This is a genomic window from Kitasatospora sp. NPDC004669, from assembly GCF_040609455.1.
GTDB lineage: Bacteria > Actinomycetota > Actinomycetes > Streptomycetales > Streptomycetaceae > Kitasatospora.
Genome location: NZ_JBEXKB010000004.1, coordinates 13020 through 34485 on the forward strand (window position 1 = coordinate 13020; position 21466 = coordinate 34485).

The window sequence follows — 21466 nt, forward strand, 5'->3', positions numbered from 1 at the left end:
GATCCGCACCGACCAACCGGCTACCGCTCCGGGCGCACCGCGCGCCCGGAGGTTCTCAAGGGGGGAACCACCATGGCTGGAACCCGTAAGACCGCCGTCACCGTCGTCCTCGCCGCCCTGGCGCTGACCGCGACCGCCTGCAACAACAACGACGACAGCAAGGACGCCGCCCCCGCCGCGCCGACCTCGGCCGCCGCCGCGACCACCGCCGCCGCCCCGGCCGCTCCGCCGGCCAAGGTGAGCCCGGCGGTCTTCCTGGAGCAGGTCACCAAGAAGACCGACGCGGCCAAGTCGGCCAAGGTCACCGAGTCGATCACGATGGGCAGCATGACCATGAAGGCCGACGGCGCGATGGCCTGGGCCGACGGCCTCCAGGGCGACATCACGATGGACATGTCCGGCACCCCGGGCGCCGAGAAGATGGCCAAGAGCATCGGCAGCACGGGGTTCACGTACCGGTTCGTCAAGGATGGCATGTACATGAAGCTCGGTGGCGATGCCCTGAAGGCGTCCGACGGGCGGCACTGGGTGCACATCGGCTACGACGACCTGTCCAAGATGCAGGGCGGCGCGGGCGCGGGTCAGGCCGACCAGCTGAAGAAGGCCGACCCCGTGGAGGGCGTGCGGACCCTGATCGCCTCCGGCAAGGTGACCGAGGTCGGGCAGGAGACGGTCAACGGCAAGCCGGCCACTCACTACACCGGTGAGCTGAACGTCTCCGACATGGCCTCGGCGAACGGCAACCAGCTGACTTCCGAGCGGCTCGCGCAGCTGAAGAAGTCCATGGCCGACATGGGCATCACCAGCGAGACGATCGACGTCTGGGTGGATTCCGACCAGCTCGTGGTGAAGCGGTCCGAGCAGGCCGACACCAAGATGGGCGCGATGAAGGTCACCGTCACCTACTCGGACTACGGCACCCCGGTCACCACGACCGCGCCGGACACGTCCGACACGATGGAGTTCGCCGAGATGGCGAAGCTCGCCAAGAACGCCGCCGCCGACAACTGATCTCGCTCCCCGTTCCGGCGCCCGACTCATCCTCTGACCCGATGGATGAGTCGGGGCCGGCGGAACCCGGCCCGGGGGGTGGCTCCGGCCGGTCCCGGTCCGGATGGCAAGGTGGCCCGGTGAGGGAGGAACGGACGATGGCGGGACGGCAGCGGCTGGCGGCACTGGCCGTCGTCACCGTGCTCGCGAGCGGGCTGACCGGGTGCGGCGGGGGCGACGACGCCTCCGGCACGCCGTCCGGCAGCCCGACGTCCGCCAGCGCCCCGCCGACCAGTGCGACCCCGACCGGGCCGGCCAAGCCGACCGACCGGTCGCCGCACGGGGTGTTGCTCTCCGCCGAGCTGGCGATGCAGACCGCCCGGCGGGCCAAGGTCAGTTACCGGCTGGGCGGGGACGCCGGGTCCGGTCCGCTGTTCTGGGCGCCCAAGACGGCGCTGCAGATCAAGCGTTCCACCCCCGCCGATGCCGAACAGCTGATCGTCGTGGACACCACCGCCTACCAGGGCGGTGACGCCGCGACCGCGGCCCGCAACGGCGGCAAGCACTGGGAGCGCTTCTCCGTCCCGCCCGGCCCGGACGGCCACAAGGAGGTCCCGTACGCGGGGCTGATCGACCTGCTGAACCCGGTCGAGGCGCTGGCCGCGGCTACCGCCGACGGGGTGGACCCGACCTTCGTCGGCGAGGAGAAGTTCGAGGACTCGACCGTCGAGCACTACCGGGTGACCACCACCGCCGAGAAGTACGCGGCCGCCCAGACCCAGCTGAGCCAGGCCCGCCGGGACGGCCTGCGGGCCGCGCTGGCGCCCGGCGGCTCGCTCTCGCTCAGCGTGGACCTCTGGCTCAACGACAAGGACCAGCTGGTCCGCCTCCAGCGCACCGGCAACGGGGACAGCGGCCGGGCGGACGACTCGGTGCTCTACTCCGACTTCGCCGGGCCGCTGCTCTCGGCCCAGGCCCCGGCGGAGACGGACACCGTGGACACCGGGGTCCGGACGGTCTCCCCGCTGGCCCGCTGAGCCGGCCCGTTCGCTCGCCCGGCCGAGGCCGATTTGCGCCGTGCGAACGAGTCCGGTTACTGTTGCCGAAGCCAAAGACCGCTGGTTGTCGCCGGGCGCTCGTCAGGGAGCCGGTGACCGAAGGATCTGCGCCTAGCGCAGGCAGCCCGCGCAGGTGTGTCTGGAGCTTCGACTTCCGGGTCCCGCGTTCGCGCGGGTCGCCCGTTGAGGTCGTTTCGAGCCCCGTGCGCCTGCGCACCGGGGCTCATTGCGTTTCCGCAGGAGCTTTCCTTCCGTCCGGTCGGTTCGAGGTGTGAATGGTCGACTTTCGCGGTCGGCCGGACTTCGACATCACGGAAGGAGGCGTAAGCCTATGGCCAGGCCCGACAAGGCTGCTGCCGTCGCCGAGATCACGGACAAGTTCCGTGGCTCCTCCGCGGCGCTGCTGACCGAGTACCGCGGTCTCTCGGTGAAGCAGGTCAAGACCCTGCGTCGCTCGCTCGGCGACAACGCCGAGTACGCCGTGGTGAAGAACACGCTGACCAAGATCGCGGCCAATGAGGCCGGGATCTCCGAGCTCGACGACCTGTTCAACGGTCCGACGGCTGTCGCCTTCGTCACCGGTGACCCGGTGGAGTCGGCGAAGGCTCTGCGTGACTTCGCCAAGGAGAACCCCGCTCTCATCATCAAGGGCGGTGTCCTTGACGGTAAGGCGCTGTCCGCCGATGAGATCAAGAAGCTCGCGGACCTCGAGTCCCGCGAGGTGCTGCTCGCCAAGCTGGCGGGTGCCCTGAAGGCCAAGCAGTCCCAGGCTGCCGCGCTCTTCCAGGCCCTGCCGTCGAAGCTCGTCCGCACCGTGGACGCGCTGCGCGACAAGGTCGAGCAGGGCGGTGCCGGTACGCCGGCTCCCGCCGCCGAGGACGAGGCCGCCGAGTAGTTCGGCGGGCTCACGCCTCGCTGCGGGCCCGTACGCCCGCCAACCCGTACATCCGGCACCACCTGCCGATTTAGTGGAAGGACGCCAATCATGGCGAAGCTGACCCAGGACGAGCTGCTCGCGCAGTTCGAGGAGCTCACCCTCATCGAGCTCGCTGCCTTCGTGAAGGCCTTCGAGGACAAGTTCGACGTCACCGCTGCCGCCCCGGTCGCCGTTGCCGGCATTGCCGGTCCGGGCGCCGTGGCCGAGGTCGTTGAGGAGCAGGACGAGTTCGACGTCATCCTCGACGGTGCCGGCGACAAGAAGATCCAGGTCATCAAGGAGGTGCGCACCCTGACCTCCCTCGGCCTGAAGGAGGCCAAGGACCTCGTTGACACCGCTGGTGCCAAGGTCCTGGAGAAGGTTGCCAAGGACGTTGCCGAGAAGGCCAAGGCCGCCCTCGAGGGTGCCGGCGCCAAGGTCACCGTCAAGTGACTTCTCGCCCCCTCTGAGGGGGCCTGAGGCCGGGCCGACCACCCTTTGCGGGTGGTCGGCCCGGCCTTTTCGCGTATCCGGAGGCCGTCCCGCACCACCGGTGTGGCCGAATGCCCACTCGGCACTGTCGGCGCCGAGGAGTATGGTGATCACCGTCATCGACGGTGGCCCCCACCACGGCTTCTGTAACGCCGGAGGGGTTCGGACCGATGAACGAGTCGAGGTCCGCCCCGCCGGCGGGCCCTTGACGAACCCGGCGCGGCGCGCGATTCTCAAGGCGCGAGCACCGCCCGGTTGGTTTGCGGCTGGATGCATAACCAGCGGCTCCGGCGGGAAGTGACTCCACGTGAGTTAGAGCAGTACCCGGCGGGCGCCCGCGTCCGCCGGCTACCGGGAGGAGTCTCCGATTCGGTTTCCGAATCAGAGCTGGACAGCAGTGTGGCCTTTGGCTACACTGTCCCTTTGCGCTGCCTGTTAGCTTCTCCGTGACTCGTCGCCCGGAGTTTGCGTTGCCCTGAAGGGGTCTGGCACCGCCTCCGCAACGCGGCTCTGACCTGGGGTTTCGACCCCGGCGGAGGCCAGTGGCGAGGGAGGCGGCACCTAGGCTCAAGCAGGCCCGGCTGGTACGCGCGTAGTGAGCTCCGAGCCCTCGGAAGGACCCCCCTCTTGGCCGCGCCGCGCAACGCCTCGAACAATTCCGCCGCATCCACCGCCCCGCTCCGCGTCTCCTTCGCGAAGATCAAGGAGCCCCTCGAGGTCCCGAACCTCCTGGCCCTGCAGACCGAGAGCTTTGACTGGCTGCTCGGCAACGTGGCCTGGAAGACCCGGGTCGAGGAGGCGCTGGAGTCCGGTCAGGACGTCCCCACCAAGTCCGGTCTGGAGGAGATCTTCGAGGAGATCTCCCCGATCGAGGACTTCAGCGGGTCGATGTCCCTGACCTTCCGCGACCACCGTTTCGAGCCGCCGAAGAACTCCATTGACGAGTGCAAGGACCGCGACTTCACGTACGCGGCTCCGCTCTTCGTCACGGCCGAGTTCACCAACAACGAGACCGGTGAGATCAAGTCTCAGACGGTCTTCATGGGCGATTTCCCGCTCATGACCCACAAGGGCACGTTCGTGATCAACGGCACCGAGCGTGTCGTCGTGTCGCAGCTGGTCCGCTCCCCGGGTGTGTACTTCGACTCCACCCTGGACAAGGTGTCCGACAAGGACATCTACTCCTGCAAGGTCATCCCCTCGCGTGGTGCCTGGCTGGAGATGGAGATCGACAAGCGCGACATGGTCGGCGTCCGCATCGACCGCAAGCGCAAGCAGTCCGGCACCGTGCTGCTCAAGGCTCTCGGCTGGACCAGCGAGATGATTCTCGAGGAGTTCGGCGAGTACGAGTCGATGCGCAACACCCTGGAGAAGGACCACACCCAGGGCCAGGACGACGCGCTGCTGGACATCTACCGCAAGCTGCGTCCGGGCGAGCCGCCGACGCGCGAGGCCGCGCAGACGCTGCTGGAGAACCTGTACTTCAACCCGAAGCGCTACGACCTGGCCAAGGTCGGTCGCTACAAGCTCAACCGCAAGCTGGGCAACGCCGAGTCGCTGGACTCCGGCGTGCTCACCGAGCCCGACATCATCGGTGCGATCAAGTACCTGGTGAAGCTGCACGCCGGTGAGACCGAGTGGCGTGACGAGACCGGCCGCGACATCGTGGTCGAGGTCGACGACATCGACCACTTCGGCAACCGCCGCCTGCGCAACGTCGGCGAGCTCATCCAGAACCAGGTCCGTACGGGTCTCGCCCGTATGGAGCGCGTCGTGCGCGAGCGCATGACCACCCAGGACGTCGAGGCGATCACGCCGCAGACCCTGATCAACATCCGGCCGGTCGTCGCCTCCATCAAGGAGTTCTTCGGCACCAGCCAGCTGTCGCAGTTCATGGACCAGACGAACCCGCTGTCGGGCCTGACCCACAAGCGTCGTCTGTCCGCCCTCGGTCCCGGTGGTCTCTCCCGTGAGCGCGCCGGCTTCGAGGTCCGTGACGTGCACCCCTCGCACTACGGCCGCATGTGTCCGATCGAGACCCCGGAAGGCCCGAACATCGGTCTGATCGGGTCGCTGGCCTCGTACGGCCGGGTCAACGCCTTCGGTTTCATCGAGACCCCGTACCGCAAGGTCATCGAGGGTGTCGTCACCGAGCAGGTCGACTACCTCACGGCCGATGAGGAGGACCGCTACGTCATCGCGCAGGCCAACGCCCCGCTGACGGCGGAGCTGACCTTCGCCGAGCCGCGTGTCCTGGTCCGCCGCCGTGGTGGCGAGATCGACTACATCCCCGGCACCGAGATCGACTACATGGACGTCTCGCCGCGCCAGATGGTGTCGGTCGCGACCGCCATGATCCCGTTCCTCGAGCACGACGACGCCAACCGCGCGCTCATGGGCTCGAACATGATGCGCCAGGCGGTGCCGCTGCTGAAGAGCGAGGCTCCGCTGGTCGGCACCGGCATGGAGTACCGCTGCGCCGTCGACGCCGCGGACGTCATCACCGCCGAGAAGGCCGGTGTCGTCCAGGAGGTCTCGGCCGACTACGTCACCGTGGCCAACGACGACGGCACGTACACCACGTACCGCGCCGCCAAGTTCACCCGCTCCAACCAGGGCACCGCCTTCAACCAGAAGGTGCTCGTGGACGAGGGCGCCCGGGTCGAGTCCGGCCAGGTGCTGGCCGACGGCCCCTGCACCGACGCGGGCGAGATGGCCCTCGGCAAGAACCTGCTCGTGGCGTTCATGTCGTGGGAGGGTCACAACTACGAGGACGCGATCATCCTGTCGCAGCGCCTCGTGCAGGACGACGTCCTCTCCTCGATCCACATCGAGGAGCACGAGGTCGACGCCCGTGACACCAAGCTCGGCCCCGAGGAGATCACCCGGGACATCCCGAACGTCTCCGAGGAGGTCCTCGCGGACCTCGACGAGCGCGGCATCATCCGGATCGGCGCCGACGTCGTCACCGGCGACATCCTCGTCGGCAAGGTCACCCCGAAGGGTGAGACCGAGCTGACCCCCGAGGAGCGTCTGCTCCGCGCGATCTTCGGTGAGAAGGCCCGTGAGGTCCGCGACACCTCGCTGAAGGTCCCGCACGGTGAGTCCGGCAAGGTCATCGGCGTCCGCGTCTTCGACCGCGAAGAGGGCGACGAGCTTCCCCCGGGCGTGAACCAGCTGGTCCGCGTCTACGTGGCCCAGAAGCGCAAGATCACCAACGGTGACAAGCTCGCCGGCCGCCACGGCAACAAGGGTGTCATCTCCAAGATCCTCCCGGTCGAGGACATGCCCTTCCTGGAGGACGGCACCCCGGTCGACATCATCCTCAACCCGCTGGGTGTCCCGTCCCGAATGAACCCGGGACAGGTCCTGGAGATCCACCTCGGGTGGCTCGCCAAGCAGGGCTGGGACGTCTCCGGTCTCGCCGACGAGTGGGCCCAGCGCCTGCAGTCGATCGGCGCCGACCAGGTCGCCGGTGGCACCAACCTCGCCACCCCGGTCTTCGACGGTGCCCGCGAGGACGAGATCACCGGCCTGCTGGACCACACCACCCTCACCCGTGACGGTGAGCGCCTGGTGAACTCCACCGGCAAGGCCCGGCTGTTCGACGGCCGCTCCGGCGAGCCGTTCCCGATGCCGGTCTCGGTCGGCTACATGTACATCCTCAAGCTGCACCACCTGGTCGACGACAAGCTGCACGCCCGTTCGACCGGTCCGTACTCGATGATCACCCAGCAGCCGCTCGGTGGTAAGGCTCAGTTCGGTGGTCAGCGCTTCGGTGAGATGGAGGTGTGGGCCCTGGAGGCGTACGGCGCTGCGTACGCGCTGCAGGAGCTGCTCACCATCAAGTCCGACGACGTCCTCGGCCGAGTCAAGGTCTACGAGGCCATCGTCAAGGGCGAGAACATCCCCGAGCCCGGCATTCCCGAGTCCTTCAAGGTTCTCATCAAGGAAATGCAGTCGCTCTGCCTCAATGTGGAGGTGCTGTCCTCGGACGGCCAGTCCATCGAGATGCGGGACTCCGACGAGGACGTGTTCCGCGCCGCCGAGGAGCTCGGCATCGACCTGTCCCGGCGCGAGCCGAGCAGCGTCGAAGAGGTCTGACGGAGGTCGGGCCGGCTGCCCCGAGCAGCCGGCCCACCCCCAGGCCCCCCTCAGACCACAGATAAGACTCTCGAATTACGAAAGAGGGCTTGACGACCAGTGCTTGACGTCAACTTCTTCGACGAGCTCCGCATCGGCCTGGCCACCGCCGACGACATCCGCCAGTGGTCGCACGGCGAGGTCAAGAAGCCGGAGACCATCAACTACCGCACCCTGAAGCCCGAAAAGGACGGCCTCTTCTGCGAGAAGATCTTCGGCCCCACCCGGGACTGGGAGTGCTACTGCGGTAAGTACAAGCGCGTCCGCTTCAAGGGCATCATCTGCGAGCGCTGCGGCGTCGAGGTGACCCGCGCCAAGGTGCGCCGTGAGCGGATGGGCCACATCGAGCTGGCCGCCCCGGTCACCCACATCTGGTACTTCAAGGGTGTGCCGTCCCGCCTCGGCTACCTGCTCGACCTGGCGCCGAAGGACCTCGAGAAGGTCATCTACTTCGCCGCCTACATGATCACCTGGGTCGACGACGAGCGCCGCCAGCGCGACCTGCCGTCCCTGGAGGCGCACGTCTCCGTCGAGCGCCAGCAGATCGAGAACCGTCGCGACTCCGACCTCGAAGCCCGCGCCAAGAAGGCCGAGACCGACCTGGCCGAGCTGGAGGCCGAGGGCGCCAAGGCCGACGTGCGCCGCAAGGTGCGCGAGAGCGCCGAGCGCGAGATGAAGCAGCTGCGCGACCGCGCGCAGCGCGAGCTCGACCGCCTCGACGAGGTGTGGGCCCGCTTCAAGAACCTCAAGGTCCAGGACCTGGAGGGCGACGAGCTGCTCTACCGCGAGCTGCGCGACCGCTTCGGCACCTACTTCTCCGGCTCGATGGGCGCGGCGGCCCTCAAGGACCGCCTGGAGACCTTCGACCTGGCCGAAGAGGCCGAGCGCCTGCGCGAGATCATCCGCACCGGCAAGGGCCAGAAGAAGACCCGTGCGCTGAAGCGCCTCAAGGTCGTCTCCGCGTTCCTGCAGACCAGCAACAAGCCGAACGGCATGGTGCTGGACTGCGTCCCGGTCATCCCGCCGGACCTGCGTCCGATGGTGCAGCTGGACGGTGGCCGCTTCGCGACCTCCGACCTGAACGACCTGTACCGCCGCGTCATCAACCGCAACAACCGCCTGAAGCGCCTGCTCGACCTCGGTGCCCCCGAGATCATCGTGAACAACGAGAAGCGCATGCTCCAGGAGGCCGTCGACGCGCTGTTCGACAACGGCCGCCGCGGCCGTCCGGTCACCGGCCCGGGCAACCGCCCGCTGAAGTCCCTCAGCGACATGCTGAAGGGCAAGCAGGGTCGTTTCCGCCAGAACCTGCTCGGCAAGCGAGTCGACTACTCGGCCCGTTCGGTCATCGTCGTCGGCCCGCAGCTCAAGCTGCACCAGTGCGGTCTGCCGAAGGCCATGGCGCTGGAGCTCTTCAAGCCGTTCGTGATGAAGCGCCTGGTCGACCTGAACCACGCGCAGAACATCAAGTCGGCGAAGCGCATGGTCGAGCGTGCCCGCCCGGTCGTGTGGGACGTGCTCGAAGAGGTCATCGCCGAGCACCCGGTCCTGCTGAACCGTGCGCCCACCCTGCACCGCCTCGGCATCCAGGCCTTCGAGCCGCAGCTGGTCGAGGGCAAGGCCATCCAGATCCACCCGCTCGTCTGCACCGCGTTCAACGCGGACTTCGACGGTGACCAGATGGCCGTCCACCTGCCGCTCTCCGCGGAGGCGCAGGCCGAGGCCCGCATCCTGATGCTGTCCTCGAACAACATCCTGAAGCCGGCCGACGGTCGCCCCGTCACCATGCCGACCCAGGACATGGTGCTCGGTCTGTTCTTCCTGACCTCGGACCGCGACAACGTGAAGGGCGCCGGCCGTTCCTTCTCGTCGACCGCCGAGGCGATCATGGCCTTCGACGCCCGCGACCTGGACGTCCAGGCCCCGATCGAGCTGCGCCTGGGCGCCGGCACCGTCCCGCCGCGCGGCTGGACCGCCCCGGTGGACGAGGACGGCCAGTCGACCTGGTTCGAGGGCGAGCCCTTCCGCCTGACCACCACCCTGGGCCGCGCGCTCTTCAACGAGCTGCTGCCCGAGGACTACCCGTTCGTCGACTACGAGGTGGGCAAGAAGCAGCTCTCCGCGATCGTCAACGACCTGGCGGAGCGCTACCCGAAGGTCGTCGTCGCGGCGACCCTGGACAACCTGAAGGCGGCCGGCTTCCACTGGTCGACCCGTTCGGGTGTCACCGTCTCGATCTCGGACGTCATCGTCCCGCCGAGCAAGCCCCAGATCCTGGAGGGCTTCGAGGCGAAGGCGGAGAAGGTCCAGAAGCAGTACGAGCGCGGTCTGATCACCAACGACGAGCGCAAGCAGGAGCTCGTCGGCATCTGGACCCAGGCGACCAACGAGGTCGCGGACGCCATGGCCGCGAACTTCCCGAAGACGAACCCCATCTTCATGATGGTCGACTCGGGTGCTCGTGGAAACATGATGCAGATGCGTCAGATCGCCGGTATGCGTGGTCTGGTGTCGAACGCCAAGAACGAGACCATCCCGCGGCCCATCAAGGCGTCGTTCCGTGAGGGTCTCACCGTGCTGGAGTACTTCATCTCCACCCACGGTGCCCGTAAGGGTCTGGCCGACACCGCCCTCCGTACCGCCGACTCCGGCTACCTCACCCGTCGTCTGGTCGACGTCTCCCAGGACGTCATCATTCGCGAGGAGGACTGCGGCACCGAGCGCGGCCTGAAGCTGTCGATCGGTTCCGTGGGCGCCGACGGCGTGCTGCGCAAGGCCGACGACGTCGAGACCAGCGTGTACGCCCGCATGCTCGCCGAGGACATCACCGTCGACGGCAAGCTGCTGGCCACCGCCAACACCGACCTCGGTGACGTGCTGATCGACGAGCTGATCCGCCACGGCATCGCCGAGGTCAAGGTCCGCTCGATCCTGACCTGTGAGTCGGCCGTCGGCACCTGTGCCTTCTGCTACGGCCGTTCGCTGGCCACCGGCAAGCTGGTCGACATCGGTGAGGCGGTCGGCATCATCGCCGCCCAGTCCATCGGTGAGCCCGGCACCCAGCTGACCATGCGTACCTTCCACACCGGTGGTGTGGCCGGTGACGACATCACCCAGGGTCTGCCGCGTGTCGTCGAGCTCTTCGAGGCCCGTACCCCCAAGGGTGTGGCCCCGATCTCGGAGGCCACCGGCCGGGCGCGGATCGAGGACACCGAGAAGACCCGCAAGATCGTCATCACGCCGGACGACGGCACCGACGAGATCGCCTACCCGGTCTCGAAGCGTGTGAAGCTGCTGGTCAGCGAGGGCGAGGCGGTCGAGGTCGGCCAGAAGCTGACCATGGGTGCCACCAACCCGCACGACGTCCTGCGCATCATGGGCCAGCGTGCCGTCCAGGTCCACCTGGTCGCCGAGGTCCAGAAGGTCTACAACTCGCAGGGTGTGTCGATCCACGACAAGCACATCGAGATCATCATCCGGCAGATGCTCCGCCGCGTGACGATCATCGAGTCGGGCGACGCCGAGCTGCTCCCGGGCGAGCTGGTCGAGCGCGGCCGCTTCGAGACCGAGAACCGTCGTGTGGTCTCCGAGGGCGGTCACCCCGCCTCCGGCCGTCCGCAGCTGATGGGTATCACCAAGGCCTCGCTGGCCACCGAGTCCTGGCTGTCGGCCGCCTCCTTCCAGGAGACGACCCGGGTCCTCACCGACGCGGCGATCCACGCCAAGTCGGACCCGCTGCTGGGCCTCAAGGAGAACGTCATCCTCGGTAAGCTCATCCCGGCCGGTACGGGTCTGCCCCGCTACCGCAACATCCGGGTCGAGCCGACGGAGGAGGCCAAGGCCGCGATGTACTCGGCCGTCGGCTACGACGACTACGACCTGTCGCCCTTCGGCGCCGGCTCCGGCCAGGCGGTTCCGCTGGACGACTACGACTACGGCCCGTACACCGGCTGAGTCACCTCTTCGGCCGGCAACGGCCACTGATCGCAGGGCGGTCACCCCTCACGGGGTGGCCGCCCTGCGGCGTTTCCGGCTGCCGGGCCCGCCTAGCGGGCGGCGGAGGCCGCCGCCGCGCGCCAGTCCTCCAGACGGCGGATCCGGGTGTGGGTGTCCGGGTGGCTGGAGAGCAGCCGCTGGCCGAGGCCCGGGCGGACGTCCCGGCCGCCGTTCTCCCGCTGCGCGACCGCCATGGCCTCCTCCTCGTCCCGCAGGAAGCCGTGGAAGACCTCGATCAGGGCGTCGGCGAAGCCGAGCTCGGCCGCCTGGACATCGGCCCGCAGCTCGGACCGGCGGCCGACCGCGGCGAGCAGGTACGGCGTGACCAGGAGCAGCAGCAGCGGCGGGAAGGAGAAGGCCACGGCCACCACCAGGACCACCGAGACCAGCCCCACCACGAGGGCGCCGAGCAGCGAGAAGACCGAGGCGATCCGGAACGCGATCACGGCCACGAAGCGGAACAGCGCCCAGCCGAACCGGGCCGGCAGCGAGTACCAGTAGCCGAGCAGGGTCGCCCAGGCGTGGCCGCCGCGGTGGTGGCCGAGCTCGTGCGCCAGCACACCCGCCAGCTGGGCGGCGGGGAGGGTGTCCAGCGCGTACCGGGTGACGCCGACGATGTGCCCGGCGGCCGCGGTGGCGTTGACGCTCTTGTGGTCCTCGATCCACAGGTCGTACGCCTCCGGGTTCACCCCGGCCTTGGCGGTCACCTGGTGCCAGATCGGCTCCAGCCGGGTCAGCTCGGAGTGCAGGGCCGGGCGCATCCGGAACAGGTAGCGGGCGAGGAGTTTCTCGGTGGGGCGGTGGAAGACCAGCGCCCCGGAGGCGATCCAGAGACCGATCAGCACCAGGTTGACGGGCGAGGGGAGGAACAGCGAGACGATCGCGACGACCGCCAGGCTGCAGAGGAAGTGCGGGAGCTGGAGCACCAGTTGACCGATCGCGGTGGCGTCGGCGCCGCGCTGGCGGGCGGCCAGGTGGATCCGGCCGGTGTGCGGGTCGATGTCGACGGTGGGGTCGAGTACGGGTGGCTGCGGCGGTGCGGGCGGCGGGGCGAAGCCCTGGGCGGGGATGCGGGGCGGCTGCTGCGGGGGCTGCTGGGGTGCGTACTGGGGCGGGACGGCGCTGGGGTACTGCGGGGGTGCGGCGGGGTGTTGAGGCGGAGCGGCGGTGGGGTACTGCGGGGGTGTCGCGGTCGGGTAGGCCGGGGCGGCGGCCGGGTACTGGGGAGCGTCGTGCGGATGCTGCGGCGGGACGGTCGGGTACTGCGGCGGGGACGCCGGGTACTGCGGCGGGGGAGTGTCCGGATAGGTCGGTTCGGTCATGACGGAGTCCTTGGGACGGGACGCGCGCGACAGCGGCGTCCGTACGACGGTGGACGGGTGTGCGGAACCGGGTCAGCCCAGGAACAGGGCGGTGACCAGTGGGAACAGGCCGGCGCCGAAGGCGAGGATGCCGGTCCTGACCCAGGAGTGCTTGCGCAGGACGATCAGGCTGTTCTCCGCGAGCGCGGTACGGACGGCCTCGGCGGCGCGCTGCTCGGTGTCGGCCAGGGCGTCGGCCAGCAGACCCTGCTCGGCGGCCCGGCGGATGTCCCCGAAGTAGCCGAGCGGACGGCCGGGGCGCCAGTTGCTGCGGCGGTAGCGGGGCAGCACCGCCAACAGCAGCGAGACCAGCGAGACGGCGATGCCGAGGCCGCCGAGCGCGAGCAACACCTTGGCGAGGGCGGAGAGACGCTGCGGTGCCCAGCCGTTGCCGGTGAGCAGGCCGCCGAGCACCCCGACGGTGACGCCGAGCGCGGCGACCAGGACGGAGGCCTTGCTGTCGGCCCGGGCTATCTCGGCGCGCAGCTCGGCGAGCAGGGCCGTACCGGGTGGCGGGGTCGACGGGGGCGGGTCGGGAGGGTCGGACACGGTGGGGCTCCTCGGGTTCACTGGGGAAGCGGCGGGTTCGGGCTCTTGTCGAGCCGGGGCGGCACGGGTCCGCCGGGCCGGTGGCGCAGGATGGCCTCGAACGCGGTCCTGGCGTCCTGGCGCGGGCCCTCCAACTCGAAGTCCTCCAGGGCGTCCTGGTCGAGCAGCCGCTGGATCACGGAGAGCTGGCCCTGGACCAGCTCCTGCTGCTCGTCCTTCAGGTAGCCGAGCGCCCGCGGCAGGTCCTCGGGGTGGGCGGCGACCTGGAGGGCCCAGGCGGCGATCCCGCCCCGCTCCAGGTGGTACTGGTAGAACTCGGCCTTCGCGGCGAGGATCTCGTTCGCCTCCTGGACCTGCCGAAGGGCGTGCGGGTGGGCCTGGGTGTCGAAGTGGTAGCCGCGCAGCCGCTCCTTCTGGTCGCGGGCGGCCTGGTCGATGTCGAGCTGGACGGCGCAGCCCACCCGCAGGCCCTCGGCCTCGGCGACCGGGTACTCGTCCAGCGCCTGCTGGACGGCGAGTTCGGCCTCGCCGCTCTGGTCGGTGCCGAGGGTGCGGGTGACCGCGCGCATCCGCTGCCGGATGCGGGGCACGAGCAGCGCCGGGACGTCGCCGATCCGGCTGGACACCACCAGCTCCGGGACCGCGACCTGCCAGTCGATCTCCACCACGGCCTCGAAGGCGCCGACGTCGTCCCGGCCGGGCAGCCGCTCCGTCATCCGCAGGTGGTGCAGGCCGAGGTCGATCTCGAACGCGGCCTGGTAGCCGCGGCCGACGAGGTCGCTGAAGCCGGGGCGGTGCGGTGGGAGGAACACCTGGTGCTCGCCGGAGGGCGAGGTCAGCACCAGCGCGGAGTCGGCCCGGGCGTCCGGCCGCTTGGGCAGGCCGAGCGAGCGGCCGAGCGGGTGGACCTTCAGGACCGGGTCGGTGAGGTCGCCGGCGGGGAGGTCGGGGCGGTGTCGTGCCGACATGCGCGGATACTCCAGGATCGGGACGGGTCGGGTGGGCTTCGGCTTCAGCTTCGGCCGCTGGACGCGGACGGGGCGGGCGGCCGGGAGGTCGGGCCGCCGTCGCGGACGGTGCGGACGAGGTGGTCGAGTCGCTGACGGTCGCGCTCGGTGACCGCCAAGTCGTCGAACAGCTCAGTGAGTCGGGCCTTGGTCTCGGGCTGGTCGGTGGCGCCGATCAGCCAGCCGCGCAGCACGCCCAGGGCGACGGTGCCGTAGAGGCGGTCGGTGAGTGCCTCACGCCACAGGGCGGCCAGCAGGGACCGGACGGGCGACGGCTCCCCGGGCGCCGACAGCACGGTGACGCTGACCACGCTCCCCGGCTCCGGGCGTGGGCTCCGGGCGTACCAGTCGAGCAGCAGCGGCCTGCCCACGGCGGTGTCCTCGGTGCGCTGCGCGGCGGTCAGGAAGGTGGCCAGGGCGAGCTGCCGCAGGCCGGTCGGGCCGGAGAGCCAGCGGACCAGGGCACGCAGGGCCTGCTCGGCCTCGGGGGAGAGCAGCAGCAGCTCGGCCGCTTCGAGCAGGCCGAGCACCTGGTGGCGGTTGGGCTGGTCCGGGGCCGGGTCCTGGTGGCCGAGCTGGAACTTGGCGGCGAGCTGGTCCAGTTCTTCGGTGGCCAGCCGTTCGGCGGCCAGCGCGAAGGCCTCCAGGGCCTGGGCCGGCAGGAGCGGGCCGAGCAGGGCGTAGCAGCGGATGGCGGTCCAGCGGCGGCGGGCGTTGTCGTCACCGGCCCAGCTGCGCAGGATGCGCGGGACGGCGGCGGTGCCGGCGTGGTAGGCGAGGGCGAGGCTGTTGGCGGCCTGCAGGCAGAGCCGGAAGTCCTTGGCGCCGGACCACGGGCCGAGCAGTCCGCTCATCGTGGCGGAGAGGTCGACGGAGGCGAGCAGGGCGGTGGCGGAGGCCACCCGGGTGCGGACCAGGGCGCGGGAGTCGGTGGCCAGCGCGTTCAGCCAGCCGGTGATCGCGGGGCGGGCGGAGGGGTGGCTCGCCCACACCTCGCGCAGCAGGGTGTGCGAGGTGCGGGGGTCGAGGAAGGAGGCCATCCGCTGCGGCACCGGGCCCCAGGGCGTCTGCTCGGTCTCCTCGGTGAGTTCGGCCCGGGCGAGGGTCATCCGCTCCTCGATCGAGCCACCGAAGGGCGGGATGCCGTCCGGCTCGCCGGCGGTGCGGATGGTCTCCAGCCGGCGGAACAGGCGGTCGGCGCCCTCGACGGCGAGCGTGTAGGGGGCGTGGTCGAAGACGGCCAGGGAGATCAGGAAGGCCTTTTCGCGGAGCGGGAGTTCGAGGTCGCCGAACCAACGGCCGACCTGTTCCTGGACGATGCCGTGGCCGAACTTGGCGAGGTTGGAGGGGTCGTCCGTCTCCGGAGAGTGCTGCGCCAACTCGACGGCGAACTCCGCCAGTTCCCGCATCGGTCGCTTCTGCGACAGGAAGTCGTGGACCGGGCTGAGGTCGAACAGCTCCTGAATCCGCGTGGCCGGGATGTCGGCCAGGGCGAGCAGATGTTTGGTCAGCACCTGCCGGGGGTCGGGCGGCTGCCAGTCGACCGTGGGCAGTCCGCGCATCGCGCCGGAACGGATGGTGGTGATGACCAGGTAGGCGTCCTGCTTGGTGAGGGTCTCGCGGAGACGGTCGAGGTCGGGTCGGCGCAGCGGGCGGGTACGGGGGGCCGCGTAGTCGGCGAGCAGGTAGCCCTTGGCCTGTTCCACTCCGGTGAGCAGGGTGGTGGCGGAGACGTCGGGGTCGAGGTTGCGGATCGGACGGGCGCCCAGCCCGGCCAGGAGCATCAGTCCGGCGGAGCGGCGGCCGGTGTCGGCCCGGCCGGTGAGGATCAGGACCCGCTGTTCGCGCAGTTGGTGGAGCGCCGTGAAGAAGGCCGGTCCGTCCCGGAAGACCGCGGCCAGGGCGTCGAGTTCATCGGCCGGGACCTCGCCCGAGGCGTGCAGCGGAGCCCCGAAGGCGGAGCCGAGCTGGTAGACGGTGGTCTTGTGGCCCGTGACGACGTCGCCGTGGACCTGCCCGCCGGAGACGGTGTGCTGGTCGCCGCCGATGAGGCCGCCGCCGAAGCGGGGGTCGCCGCCGGCGAAGAGGAAGCCGTGGCCGGCGAAGGCGTCCGGGACGTGCTCCAGCAGTTCCTGGGCGGCCTCGAAGGCGTTCTGGGGTTCCTCGGGTGGCGCTTCCTGAAGGCCGGCCTCGTCGGCGGCCTCCGGTTCGGGGGTCGCGGTCATCGGTCACCGCCGACGGTGTTGCCGGTGTTGATGTCACCGTGGACCTCGCCGCCGGAGACGATGTGCTGGTCGCCGCCGATCAGGTTGCCGCCGAAGGAGGGGGAGCCGCCGAGGAACTGGAAGGTGGCGGGGGTCCGGCTCTCGGCGGGAGCGGCGGCGGGGAGCGGGGCCGGGGCAGCGGTCGGGACGGGCGCGGCTTGGGCAACCGGGGCTGGAGCCGGGGCCGGGACGCCGTGCAGCCAGGCCGGGAACTCGCCCTCCTTGCCGTCGACGGTGATCCGGTGGAACGTCTCCGGCGCCATGCCGTTGTGGCCGTGCCGGACGATGCCCTGGTAGAGCGAGTCGGACACGCCGAGCACGCAGGGCCCGTCCCGGTGCTTCAGCGCCTCCCGAAGGGCCGTCGAGTCGAGCAGCCGGAAGGCCTGGTTGAGGTCCCAGCCGACCGCGCCGCCGAGCGCTCCGCCCAGCTCCTGCACGGCGACCTCGCCGGAGGCGAGCACGATCCGCAGCCGTACCCGGGCGCTGTCGGCGGCGAGGCGGTTGTTGGCGTGCAGCAGGGTGGGGGTCTCGTTGATCAGCGCGTGCAGCAGCTTGGACTTGGGGACGGTCGGGTTGATCAGGGCCATCACCGAGTCGCCGCGGTCCTCCAGCCGCTGTTCGGCGGGTTCGACGCCGGCGCTGCGCAGCGTCTCGTGCAGGACGGAGTAGAGCATCCGGCGCATGAAGGCCTGCTCGACGTCGTCCCGTCGGCCGAACTGCTCGATGTCCAGCAGCAGGATGGTGTGGTTCACCGGCTCGGTCATGGTCACCTCTCGGTTCGTCATCGGGCCTCAGCCTGCCCGGTGCGGGCGTGGTGGCGTGAGCGCCGTTGAGGCACTCGTTCTGTGACGGTGTGCACAGAACATCTGGACGGATCAACGGAGTTGACCGGGCCTCCGGAGCAGGTCGGGGCGCGCGATGACCAGTGAGCGGCGGCTGGTGACGACGATGCCGCGGTCCCGCAGGGACTTGAGCAGCCGGGCGACGGCCTCCCGGGAGGCGCCGACCGAACCGGCCAGCTCCTGCTGGCTGAGCGGGACCGAGACGACGATGCCCTCCTCGGTCCGGCGTCCGTGGGTGCGGGCCAGCTCCAGCAGGAGGTCGGCGAGCCGCTCGCCGACGCTGAGCGAGGCGAACTTCAGCCGGTGGTGGTCGGCCGCGCGCAGCCGGTCGGTGGAGAGCGCCAGCAGCTGCATCGAGGCCGCGGGGGTGTTCTGCAGGTAGGCGGTGAAGGTGGCCCGGTCGACGGCGGCGGCCTCGACCTGCTCCAGCGCGGTGACGGTGGCGGCCCGGGGCCGTCCGCTGAGCGCGGCGGACTCGCCGACGATGTCGCCCGGGCCGCGCAGGGCGAGCAGCGCCTCGTACCCGTTCTCGGCGGCGGCGGTCACCTTCAGCCAGCCGTGCAGGATGAGCAGGACGTGGTCGGAGGGTTCTCCCTCGCGCAGTGCGGTGGAGCGCGCGGGGTAGCTGAGCCGGCGGCCGAGGGCGAGCAGTGCGCTGCGGTCGGCGTGGTCCAGTCTGGCCAGGAAGGGCACGCGGTCGTCGAGGCCGTGGCCGGTCGTGGGACCGGGTCCGCCGGACGGCGTGTTGGCCATGCCTGATCAGCCCTCGCTGTGTTCGCCTCGGCAGGGGTGCGCGGGTGGTTGAGCGCGGGCAAACAAGCTACTCGCGAACCGGCCGCGCCGTCGGCGAATCCGCGAATTCCCTTCCGGCTACTCCTCCTGACGCCGCTTCGGGGGCCGTCCGGGCCGAGCGGACCCGCGCCAGCCTCCCCTCCCTCCCCCTCCCTCCCCCTCCCTCCCCCTCGCGGGGGAGCCGCGGGAACCGCTCCGGCGAGGGAGGTGGCGGAGGGGGTCGCTGCGGGAGGCTTCTCGGTGTCGGGATGACGGGGCTTGCGAAGGGGGCCGGAAATGAAGCGGGTGCTGGGCGCGATGGCGATCACGGCGGGGGTGCTGGTCGGGATGTCGGGCTGTCTGCCGATCGGGGACGACCAGGAGCACCGGACGGTCAGCTACGGGGTGGCCGAGCAGGTCAAGGAGCTGGTGGTCGAGGGGCGGAACGGCGGTGTGGTGGTGACCGGCGGCGGCGACGCGGTGCACGTGGTCGAGAACCAGAACTACAAGGGGGACGCGCCGAAGAGCACCCACGAGGTGAAGGACGGCGTGCTCCGGCTGACGTACGACTGCGACTCCTGCGGGGTCGGGTACACCGTCCAGGTGCCGGCCGGGACCAAGGTGCGGGTCAAGGAGGGCAACGGCGGCATCAAGCTGACCGGGCTGGCCGCCGAGGCGGAGGCCGACGTGAAGAACGGCGGGGTCGAGGCCAGCGGGCTGACCTCCCCGCAGGTGCGGCTGACCGCGGTGAACGGGGGCGTGCGGGCCGACTTCGCCAGCGCGCCGGCGAAGGTGGAGGCGACGACCTCGAACGGCGGGGTGAAGCTGAAGGTGCCGTCCGGGGAGGCGTACACGGTGAACGCGCAGGCCACGACGGGCGGCACGGACGTGAGCATCCCCTCCCAGCCGGGCGCGGCGCACAGCATCACCGCGCGGGCGGAGACCGGCGGTGTGACGGTCAGCGGTGCCTGACCGGGCGGTGCCGGAGGTTCTGCCGGTAGGGCATGATCTTCTCCGCGGGGGCGGGGCCCCCGGGTACGGGGGAGGTGCGACGGTGGAGCGCGTGGCGCGCTGGCGGACATGGACGACCGGGCTGAGCCCGTACGTGCTGGACACCTTCCTGACGGTCTGCTCGGCCGCGGTGTCGGTCTGGTCGGTCTACAACGACGACACGGACTGGCCCTGGTGGGTCTACCTGCTGGCGGTGTCCACCGCGCTGTTCCTGCCCTGGCGGCGCCGGGCCTCGCTGCTCCTGCTGATCGTGGGCAGCGCGCCCTCGCTGGTGCTGTCGGTGGTCGCGCACTCGGCGAACCCGCAGGTGCCGCTGTACGTGGTGATCGGGATGTACACCGTGGCGGAGCGCTTCCCCGACCGACAGCGCTGGCCGGTGCTGGCGGTGGTGGTGGTCGCCAATGTGATCGGCACCCACTCGCCGAACGGCGCGCTGTTCAGCGTGCTCACCTCGGGCGGCTCCTTCGTCTTCGGCTTCCTGGTGCGCACCCAGCGGGAGTTGGCCCGGGTGCAGGCGGAGCGGGCCCGGGAGGCCGGGGAGCGGGCGGCCAGCGAGTCGGCGCGGGCGGTGGCGGAGGAACGGGCCCGGATCGCCCGGGAGATGCACGACATCCTGGCGCACGCCGTGTCGCTGATGGTGATCCAGGCCGAGGCCGGGCCGCTGGTGGTGCACAACAAGCCGGAGCGGGCGATCCGCGCGTTCGACACCATCGCCGATTCGGGCCGCGACGCGATGGTCCAACTTCGGCGCGTGCTGGGGGTGTTGAAGGACCCGGAGGCCGGGCGGGAACTGGCGCCGCAGCCCAGGCTGACCGAACTCGCCGAGGTGGCGGAGCGGGTGCGCCGGGCCGGCCTGGAGGTGGAGTTCGAACTCGCCGACGGGCTGGACGCGGTGCCCGCCGACGTGGAGGCGGCGGCGTACCGGATCGTGCAGGAGGCGCTGACCAACACCGTCAAGCACTCCGGGGCCGACCGGGCCGCGATCCGGGTGCGGCGCGCCGGTGACGTGCTGGAGGTCCTGGTCTCCGACAACGGGCGCGGCGTGCCGCTGGCGGCCGACCGTACGGTGGCCGGCTGGTCCGGCGGGCGCGGGCTGGTCGGCATCCGCGAGCGGGCGACGGCCTGCGGCGGCCGGGCCGAGGCCGGTCCGGGGCCGGAGGGCAGGGGTTTCCTGGTGAGTGTCCGGCTGCCGCTGGGGCCGACGGGCGTGGTGGAGAGGGTGGGCGGATGACGTCGATACGGGTGGTGGTCGCGGACGACCAGGAGCTGGTGCGGGCCGGGTTCGGGATGATCCTGGACGCGCAGCCGGACATCGAGGTGGTGGCCGAGGCGTGCGACGGCGCCGAGGCGGTCGAGGCGGTGCGCGCGCACCACCCGGACGTGCTGCTGCTGGACGTCCGGATGCCGGTGATGGACGGGCTGGAGGCGGCCCGCCGGGTGTGCGCCGAGTTCCCGTCCACCAAGGTGATCATGCTGACCACCTTCGACATCGACGACTACGTCTTCGACGCCCTGTACGCGGGTGCCAGCGGCTTCCTGCTCAAGGACGTCCGCCGGGACGACCTGGCGCACGGGGTGCGGATGGTCGCCTCGGGGGAGGCGCTGCTCGCGCCCTCGGTGACCAGGCGGCTGATCGGCGAGTTCGCCGCACGCCGTCCGGGAGCGCCGGAGCGGGCGGTGCGGCCGCCGTCCAAGCTGCTGGAGCAGCTGACCCTGCGCGAGCAGGAGACGCTGCGGCTGATCGCGCGCGGGCTGTCCAACGCGGAGATCGCGGCCGAACTGGTGGTCAGCGAGCACACCGTGAAGACGCACGTCAGCAATGTGCTGAGCAAGCTCGGGCTGCGCGACCGGGTGCACGCGGTGGTGTTCGCGTACGAGGCCGGGGCGGTGGTGGCGGGGGAGGCCTGACCGGCTCCCTACGGGCGGGGTCCGATCGGTCCCCCGCAGGGCGGGGTCTGACCGGCTCCCCCCTGCGGGGGAGGCCGGGAGTTCGCCGGTGCGGGCGATCCGTGACGAGGGCCCCGGCCGGGAGGCTCTGGGGTGTCGGAACGGTCCACGGACACCAC

Annotated in this window: 15 protein-coding genes; 9 read left to right on the plus strand and 6 right to left on the minus strand. The window is 70.6% G+C overall.

Annotation, left to right across the window (positions count from 1 at the left end; translation table 11 throughout):
• Positions 1–72: 72 nt before the first annotated feature.
• The 6 genes from ABZW30_RS04825 (at position 73) to ABZW30_RS04850 (ending at position 11553) form a co-directional block, all read left to right on the plus strand.
• On the plus strand, positions 73–1011 hold the full coding sequence (locus ABZW30_RS04825; protein WP_355669611.1) for a hypothetical protein: 939 nt from the start codon (positions 73–75) through the stop codon (positions 1009–1011).
• Between the two features lie 137 nt (positions 1012–1148).
• On the plus strand, positions 1149–2027 hold the full coding sequence (locus ABZW30_RS04830; protein WP_355669612.1) for a hypothetical protein: 879 nt from the start codon (positions 1149–1151) through the stop codon (positions 2025–2027).
• A gap of 352 nt (positions 2028–2379) precedes the next feature.
• Positions 2380–2943 carry a 50S ribosomal protein L10 gene (rplJ, locus tag ABZW30_RS04835; protein ID WP_030290437.1) on the plus strand — a complete coding sequence of 188 codons (564 nt, stop codon included), beginning with the start codon at positions 2380–2382 and terminating at the stop codon, positions 2941–2943.
• A gap of 90 nt (positions 2944–3033) precedes the next feature.
• Positions 3034–3417, plus strand: a complete 384-nt coding sequence (gene rplL, locus ABZW30_RS04840; RefSeq protein WP_355669613.1) for a 50S ribosomal protein L7/L12 — start codon at positions 3034–3036, stop codon at positions 3415–3417.
• A gap of 666 nt (positions 3418–4083) precedes the next feature.
• A complete protein-coding gene (gene rpoB / locus ABZW30_RS04845) occupies positions 4084–7560 on the plus strand; it encodes a DNA-directed RNA polymerase subunit beta (RefSeq protein WP_355669614.1) in 3477 nt (1158 codons plus the stop codon).
• Positions 7561–7659: 99 nt separating this feature from the next.
• Entirely contained in the window at positions 7660–11553 is a 3894-nt protein-coding gene (locus tag ABZW30_RS04850; protein WP_355669615.1) for a DNA-directed RNA polymerase subunit beta', read from the plus strand.
• Positions 11554–11645: 92 nt separating this feature from the next.
• On the opposite strand, the gene ABZW30_RS04855 is transcribed toward ABZW30_RS04850, so the two are convergent.
• The 6 genes from ABZW30_RS04855 to ABZW30_RS04880 all read right to left on the minus strand — a co-directional run bounded on the left by ABZW30_RS04855 (position 11646) and on the right by ABZW30_RS04880 (position 18371).
• The gene (locus tag ABZW30_RS04855; protein WP_355669616.1) at positions 11646–12917 is read right to left on the minus strand and encodes a M48 family metalloprotease; all 1272 of its coding nucleotides are present in this window, start codon (positions 12915–12917) and stop codon (positions 11646–11648) included.
• Between the two features lie 72 nt (positions 12918–12989).
• Positions 12990–13505 carry a Pycsar system effector family protein gene (locus ABZW30_RS04860; RefSeq protein ID WP_355669617.1) on the minus strand — a complete coding sequence of 172 codons (516 nt, stop codon included), beginning with the start codon at positions 13503–13505 and terminating at the stop codon, positions 12990–12992.
• Positions 13506–13522: 17 nt separating this feature from the next.
• Positions 13523–14473 (minus strand): hypothetical protein, encoded by a 951-nt coding sequence (locus tag ABZW30_RS04865; RefSeq protein ID WP_355669618.1) that lies wholly within the window; start codon positions 14471–14473, stop codon positions 13523–13525.
• Positions 14474–14517: 44 nt separating this feature from the next.
• Positions 14518–16737, minus strand: a complete 2220-nt coding sequence (locus ABZW30_RS04870) for a hypothetical protein (protein WP_355669619.1) — start codon at positions 16735–16737, stop codon at positions 14518–14520.
• On the minus strand, positions 16734–17561 hold the full coding sequence (locus tag ABZW30_RS04875; protein WP_355669620.1) for a hypothetical protein: 828 nt from the start codon (positions 17559–17561) through the stop codon (positions 16734–16736). Before ABZW30_RS04875 ends, ABZW30_RS04870 begins: the two co-directional genes overlap by 4 nt.
• A gap of 90 nt (positions 17562–17651) precedes the next feature.
• A complete protein-coding gene (locus ABZW30_RS04880; protein ID WP_355669621.1) occupies positions 17652–18371 on the minus strand; it encodes a Crp/Fnr family transcriptional regulator in 720 nt (239 codons plus the stop codon).
• A gap of 315 nt (positions 18372–18686) precedes the next feature.
• Between ABZW30_RS04880 and ABZW30_RS04885 the strand changes: the two genes are divergently transcribed.
• The 3 genes from ABZW30_RS04885 to ABZW30_RS04895 all read left to right on the plus strand — a co-directional run bounded on the left by ABZW30_RS04885 (position 18687) and on the right by ABZW30_RS04895 (position 21308).
• Positions 18687–19361: a DUF4097 family beta strand repeat-containing protein gene (locus ABZW30_RS04885; RefSeq protein ID WP_355669622.1), complete on the plus strand. Its 675-nt coding sequence runs from the start codon at positions 18687–18689 to the stop codon at positions 19359–19361.
• A gap of 82 nt (positions 19362–19443) precedes the next feature.
• Positions 19444–20631, plus strand: coding sequence for a sensor histidine kinase (locus tag ABZW30_RS04890; protein WP_355669623.1), 1188 nt, complete (start codon positions 19444–19446; stop codon positions 20629–20631).
• Positions 20628–21308: a response regulator transcription factor gene (locus tag ABZW30_RS04895; protein ID WP_355669624.1), complete on the plus strand. Its 681-nt coding sequence runs from the start codon at positions 20628–20630 to the stop codon at positions 21306–21308. Before ABZW30_RS04890 ends, ABZW30_RS04895 begins: the two co-directional genes overlap by 4 nt.
• The last annotated feature ends 158 nt before the right edge of the window (positions 21309–21466 follow it).